7 protein-coding genes, 1 tRNA gene and 2 pseudogenes are annotated in these 6,438 nt (G+C 33.0%); 2 read left to right on the top strand and 8 right to left on the bottom strand.

Annotation, left to right across the window (positions count from 1 at the left end; translation table 11 throughout):
* Nucleotides 1–355: 355 nt before the first annotated feature.
* A complete protein-coding gene (locus tag OS139_RS13535; protein WP_104841886.1) occupies nt 356–658 on the top strand; it encodes a DUF5960 family protein in 303 nt (100 codons plus the stop codon).
* 513 nt (nt 659–1,171) lie between these two features.
* On the opposite strand, the gene OS139_RS13540 is transcribed toward OS139_RS13535, so the two are convergent.
* Nucleotides 1,172–1,245 (bottom strand) — tRNA-Ile (locus OS139_RS13540).
* A 237-nt stretch (nt 1,246–1,482) separates the two neighbouring features.
* Between OS139_RS13540 and OS139_RS13545 the strand changes: the two genes are divergently transcribed.
* Entirely contained in the window at nt 1,483–2,292 is an 810-nt protein-coding gene (locus OS139_RS13545) for a hypothetical protein (protein ID WP_224446516.1), read from the top strand.
* Nucleotides 2,293–2,495: 203 nt separating this feature from the next.
* Here the strand turns inward: OS139_RS13545 and OS139_RS13550 are convergent.
* The 7 genes and pseudogenes from OS139_RS13550 to OS139_RS13580 all read right to left on the bottom strand — a co-directional run.
* A pseudogene (locus OS139_RS13550) lies at nt 2,496–3,314 on the bottom strand (Abi family protein); the annotation flags it as partial.
* A 447-nt stretch (nt 3,315–3,761) separates the two neighbouring features.
* On the bottom strand, nt 3,762–4,781 hold the full coding sequence (locus OS139_RS13555; protein WP_325067016.1) for a peptidoglycan recognition protein family protein: 1,020 nt from the start codon (nt 4,779–4,781) through the stop codon (nt 3,762–3,764).
* Nucleotides 4,782–4,791: 10 nt separating this feature from the next.
* Nucleotides 4,792–4,989 (bottom strand): phage holin, encoded by a 198-nt coding sequence (locus OS139_RS13560; RefSeq protein ID WP_002302122.1) that lies wholly within the window; start codon nt 4,987–4,989, stop codon nt 4,792–4,794.
* 23 nt (nt 4,990–5,012) lie between these two features.
* Nucleotides 5,013–5,306, bottom strand: coding sequence for a hypothetical protein (locus tag OS139_RS13565; RefSeq protein ID WP_002331704.1), 294 nt, complete (start codon nt 5,304–5,306; stop codon nt 5,013–5,015).
* A gap of 37 nt (nt 5,307–5,343) precedes the next feature.
* Nucleotides 5,344–5,481, bottom strand: a complete 138-nt coding sequence (locus tag OS139_RS13570) for an XkdX family protein (protein WP_002290625.1) — start codon at nt 5,479–5,481, stop codon at nt 5,344–5,346.
* A gap of 1 nt (nt 5,482) precedes the next feature.
* Nucleotides 5,483–5,929, bottom strand: a complete 447-nt coding sequence (locus OS139_RS13575) for a hypothetical protein (protein WP_002331703.1) — start codon at nt 5,927–5,929, stop codon at nt 5,483–5,485.
* 18 nt (nt 5,930–5,947) lie between these two features.
* Nucleotides 5,948–6,438, bottom strand: a pseudogene (locus OS139_RS13580) (BppU family phage baseplate upper protein); the annotation flags it as partial.

Consider the following 6,438-nt stretch of genomic DNA (forward strand, 5'->3'; position numbering starts at 1 on the left):
CTAAATAATCTCTTCTATCTTTAGGTCATTTCAAAACACCTGAGAAAACCTCAGTCATCGGTGGCAAAATGGTGGCAATATTTTTTTGCTGCATTATTAAAAATAGTAACAAAAACTTTATCACGATTTTTCCATTTCCATCATTATCTTACCAATTTCATTTTCAATTCTATCTAGAACTCTTTGTATTTCAGATCTAACATTGCAAATATCTTTAATATACTGTTGCGCTGTATAATTATCTGGTATTTTATTATCACTAGGACTAGGATCTTTAATTTCTAACAACCCTAATATTTGGTCGGGATACATATCAATTACCTTAAATTTCAAAGAAGATGCGTATAACCAAGATATTTTAATAGAAGGAAAGACACAATTATGGTTTAAATTTGATCCTTCGAATAGATTTGTCAAAGATTTTTATAAGGTGTGGGATTCAGAAGTTTTCTTTTTAGCAATCGAAGATAGCTTATTAATTAATCTCTATTATTCTAATAAGAACTATTTCAAAATTCCTGCTGCGAAAACTAGAATGAAGAAGGATGTATACTTTTTGTTTGATATCGTGACTGACGTGCCGGACGCACGGAGCGATCATCGGCGTTATGACTATTTGAAGTATACTTTCGTTGATCCAGAAAGGTATAAAGATTAAAGTAGGCTACCTAAAAAGGTAGCCCGGAACGGATTTTATCACCATACTTATGAAAGGAGATATTTTTAAGTTGGTATTAAGATTGTGTAATATGATGATATCTATATTTTATAGTATCAGTGCTATAAAATCAAAAATAAGTCACTAATTAACTATCACTCCAATTATAAGCCTTTTTTCTCACTTTTTTTCAAAAATATGGTATGCTTTTTAATGGCTTCAAATATAAAAGAGTTTAAAGCGTAACACACTTATGGGGGAGTGGTTTTTGGGGAACGCTTTAAACTCTTCTTTATTATTATCTCACAATATAACCCAAATGTCTTTCCATTTAAAAATCAAAGTAAAACTTTTCAAATATACAGAAGTATAACTATGTGAAACATCCTTTCATTAATCCATAAAAGGATACATAAAAAAGCCACTCATTTGAGTGGCAATGAAGAAAAGCTTTAGCTTGTATAATACTCTTCAAAAAATTCTAACACAGAACAATTCAATTGGCTACGTTAATGTACCCTGTAGGACTCGAGCCTACGACCGGACGGTTATGAGCCGTTTGCTCTGACCAACTGAGCTAAGGGTACGAGAAGCCACCACAACTCCTGTTAACAAAAAATGGCAAGAAAAAAATCGCGAGCATGCTCGTTATTTACGGAATCGCAGCACTGCTCGATCATTTATTCGGAAACAGGCTACAATCGACGATTTAACAGAGTTAAAAGAATTGATTAAGGAACGAAAAGAAATATTGCTTAAATGATGAGGCAATCATGTTAAGTTCAAATACTAAATTTAAGAAAAATAAAGACGGAGGTAAATATATGTATCTATATCAAATCCCCCCCTTTTGTGTAGTTTGTAGCGAAAATGGGTTACCTAGTTCAACTTTAAGTAATTATGAAATAAGCAACGGATTCGAACTGATTGAGACTACTTGTTCAAACGGTCATAAATTTAAAATAGCCAGTAGTCATCCAAGATATGCCTTTTTCTTTGATGATGCAGTAGCTCAATATATTAAACAAAATTATAGGGAATCGCTAGTTTCCTTATACACAACTTTAGAATTATTTTGGACCGATTTTTCAGCAGCTTATTGTTTACACACTGCTGAAATTGATATCCCTGATTTAATACATGCATATACTTCAGGTTCTTTAAAATTATCAGAAAGAAAATACGGAGCATTTGTTAACTCTTTCTCGTTATTTTACAAAAAAATAATTGGTGAATCTAATGATGATATAATTGGTAAAAAACTTCATAAAAAAATAGAGAGCCTAAGAAATTTAAGAAATAATGTTATCCATAATGGGCATATTCTAAATGATGCTGAGAAAATAAAATTGAAATCTCAAATATATGATGTTTACCTTTATATTAAAGCTATTGAAGATACTTTTGTTATCACCCATACTATACATGCAATTGATGGAACAACAAATATTAGTATTATTGATATGTATTATAGTAAAATTAGTAGTTATCTCTTAAATCAAGAAAGTCAAGATACAGATTATACATTCGTAAATGACAATGCGTACCTCACTTTACTATCAATGTTTAATCTTAAAACAAATAAAAAGAACGATTTTAATGATTTATCACAAGAGATAAAAAAAAGAATGTGATTGACGGAATCATTATAAAGATATTAACTCGGAAAATCTATAGATTGCATTATATAAAGCCTACCATATGATTAGTATGGTAGGCTTTATATTGATTCGAGTTTTTTAGTAAATAGCTAGAACAATTTCCTGATTTTTATAAACTTAAACAAATGTCAGTGATACGCACATCATTCACTGCGCCTTCACTGTTTGTTTGAAAGTCATTTTTCTGTTTTAAAAACTTTTTTTGAGGCCTCTATACTAGAAAAACCTAATAGATTTGCATTCTTTTCTTTACCTGCACATATTGTTTTTATGTTATTCTTAAGATTTTTCCACTTATAGTGTTCATTTATTTGAGAAACCAAGTGATAAACAATTAATAATACTATTGCTAATCTATTAGACTGCCTCTTTTCTCCATGTTTATCCTTCAACATAAAAAGAATATTACTCCATTCTGATTTTTGTATAGGGGTTGTTTTAAGCTTTAAATCAATTATATTTGAATTATGGGCACAAATATTTCTAACAAAATGCAAACATTTCATCCATGAAATAAGTTCGTTTGCTTCACAGGCATAACAAGCAGCGATTTTTTTAAGATTTTTGTTACTCATTATTTCCAACATTCTAATTAGATCTCCAAACATCAATAGGTCTAGTGCTAGCCATATAATAGGAAAGCCATCTTTATTTTTATTTCTATTTGTTAAATCTGCAGAGCGAGCATGTCGCATAACTTTTAGCAAGTTTTTTTTAAAATTATATTGTCTCTCTTCAATTTCAAATCTACTAAATTTTGCTCTATTGGTCCAAGAAGAAAAGTTTAAATAACCATACGCACCTAAAGATTCTCCTAAAATTTGCGCTATTTTAGTCTTCAAAGATATCTCTACTTTTTCAATTGCATGTAATAAATTAATTCTTAAATTTTTATCTTGGTAATATCTAGTTAATACTTCTTTAAAAGATATCCCAGTATAATCAACCACTACTACTCCATTTTCTTTTCTTGTTTTTGATAAAGGTCTAGCAAATTCTTTTAATCTTTAATAATTTACATGCTCAAGTTTTTTTACATCATGTTCTTTTACTTTCATACCTCTTGCAGCAAACAATTCTAACTGTTCTTCACAACTTAAGTATAGTGGTTCATCCATCCCTTTTCCTCCAAAAAAAGAGCCTCCATGTCAGAGCGTATCTGTCCTTTCGGAAATGGAGGCATTGTCATCTATTGATTAAAATATATCATGCAGAAAATAAAACGTCAATTGTGAAGATTTAATAATAAATCATTTAAAACATACATATAAACACAACATATAGTGTGTATTATGTATTTTACAGGATATAGCAAAACATAATGTGCTATATATAGTGTCTTATGTTTTGTTAATAAAAATTTAATGATAAAAAACAACTTAAATATGAGATATTTATTGAAAACAAATTATATGTACTGCCCCTCAACGAGGGGCTATTTTTTATCGTTGTGGAATATTTAAATACCAACGTTTGTCATGAAAATCTTGCGCTCCGCCTTGCGTGTTACCTTTCGGATCGTTCGTTGCACGCATCATAACATATACTTTCTTGTTAGGAAAATTACGCATATTGAAAGATACATGATAACCAACGTTACCATAAGTGCCGTAGGGTTGGTTTACGTCTGGGCGTGAAACGCCATTAGCATTTACTCGTGCTAGTTCTTTTCCAGTATTGTAATCCATAATGAAAATATACTCGTATTCATAGTTAGCAATGTGCCATCCAGCCACATGCAAGTTTGCGTTTTCGATTTCTCCGAACTGATCAATGTGGGCATAATTCGTTCCATCTGTCAGTGTAGGATTTGCAGCACCTGCTCTAGTTGGATCAATGACTGGTTTATCATCTGAAGTTGTCGGATTTTTATCGGTAAATCCATGAGCCAAATCATAGGCTAGTTTTTCTTTACTTACACCCATTTCAGAAAGATAACCGTAAGGATCTGTATGATCGCCCCAAATATTTTGTGTTACCCATAAATGCGATTTGATTCCTGGTTGGTTATAAGGCGTGTCTAATGTTAATGGAATACCATATTTTATTGCTGAATCTCTTGCCAATTCAACGTATGCCTTGTAGTTTTTCTCAAACGTTGCTTTATCATGTGTGTGTTGTAACTCAATCTGCACGGGACTGTTAGCATTAGCATACGAACCAGCACCGTACTGTACATAACCAGGTTGACCGACTTGATAAACAATTCCGCCGTCTCCCACAATATAAGCAGTGTAAGCACTAGTCCATGAACGTTGCATATACTGCGCTTCATTGCGTCCTGTTGCTGTTTCATTAGCCGTTTCATGCAGTAAAATGTACTGATTATTTGCTACTTGTGAGCTACCTTCGTTTGGGCCTAAATTAAATTCATTGTTAATCGTATAGGCAAACCCATTAATCGGCAATAAAAAAAGAGCCGTTAATAGGCTCATCGCAGTAATAGTAATTTTCTTTTTCATTTGTTTCCTCCTATTTTTTCAAATTATAAGCCGACACACCAGTGATAACACCTAAAAATGTTGCTACTGCATTGATAGTAAGTACTGTCATATCTGTTCCATTCCATCCATAGGCTTTCCCTAACGTTGCTACTAACACAGAAGCAGCTGGCAATACTGTTAAAACTGTCCATTTAATGACTTGATAATACTTATCAGGTAAGATCATCTTTATTCATCTTCTTTCTATTTTTATCGAGATATTTCCCTAAATAAAGTTTTAATTTGTTGTGTGTGTTCTACCAATTTTTCTGCATGTGTATCTAATCTTTCATCGTGTTTCTTTAGTTCTTCATGAATCATCAATCGATCTGATTTGCTCGATTCTAAATCTTTTGTTAATAGTTCCAAGTTGTAACTCACTTGTGATAGTGTTTTCGTAATTTTTGTAAATGATGCAACAATCGGTCTAATTACTAATAAAATCAAAGAAACGATAGCGGTTATTGATCCTGCTATCGCTCCCCATTCCCCTAAATTAATCATATTGCAACTCCTTGTATCAAAACTAAAAGCACATCAATTAAGATGCGCTCTCTTCTTTGCTAATGATTTTATCCGCTTCTTCGTCTGTAATGCATAGTGGAACGAATAGTCGAACTTGATCGTCAGTAAAACAGCCCCAATCATACATCATTTTCACATCGCTAAAACTAAACATACTACTCACCTCCCTTTGAAGCTGGATTTAGTTGCTCTTTAATTTCTGAAATGTCTTTGCTATTTTGTAACGAAGCAAGCATCATTTTTGAATTGATTTGTGCTAAACTATCCGCTTTTTCTTTCAATGCAGTATTTTCCTGTTTAATTGCTACATCGTTTAGCATGAGTTTGGCGTTGAGCTGTTTTAGATTATCGTTCTCGCGTTCCAGAGCCTCGTACATCACTTTGAGATTGTTTAAATCGTTGTGATCTAGTGCGTTCGCTAAAACAATCCATTGGTTCAGTTTAGGATCAAACATCTGATCAGCGATTGTTAACGGTTCGCCATCAGCTCGAACCCCTTCAAGTGGAGGCTGATCTGTGTAAGGAACGGATACAAGCATATCGTCCAATACTTTTCCTGCGTACTCTCCGCCAGTACGTCCGTATTTCCAAATGTTTTTCATTCGTTTCACTCCTTTAATCTAAGATTCTATTTCCATAATGTGCAGCGTGTTTATTTGAGAAAAATCTAACTTCTTACCCTCCTGAGTTTCAAAAGTGATATTGAAGTACTCTCCTTTTTTCAACGCGAAAATTCTACTAAAGTGAAGCCCATGCTTCCATTGCAATGCAGTTCCATTTATACCAACACCACCTGCGAAACCAATAGAACTAGTTTGAGCATCGTCTTTATAAAAAGTAATATAACCATACTGACCAGCTGTTGATCCGCCAAACTGATATCTAACTAACCCTTCTACTAACAAAGTACAATCTCGATTAGCTGTTGCTTGCCAATTTCCAGAATTCCAAGTCAACGGATTCTCCTTCATAGATCGATTCAACTTTGCTCCAATGGTGGTTGCTACTGGTCCAATAATTAACCGAGCTTTATTAGAAATTCCAGTTTGTTCAGTTCCTGTTGAATGCCACGCTTCATAAGGCAACGGCTTTTCTTCTACCAGTACATTTT

Origin of the sequence: Enterococcus sp. E4-223 (assembly GCF_035727065.1) — a bacterium.
Lineage (GTDB): Bacteria > Bacillota > Bacilli > Lactobacillales > Enterococcaceae > Enterococcus_B > Enterococcus_B faecium.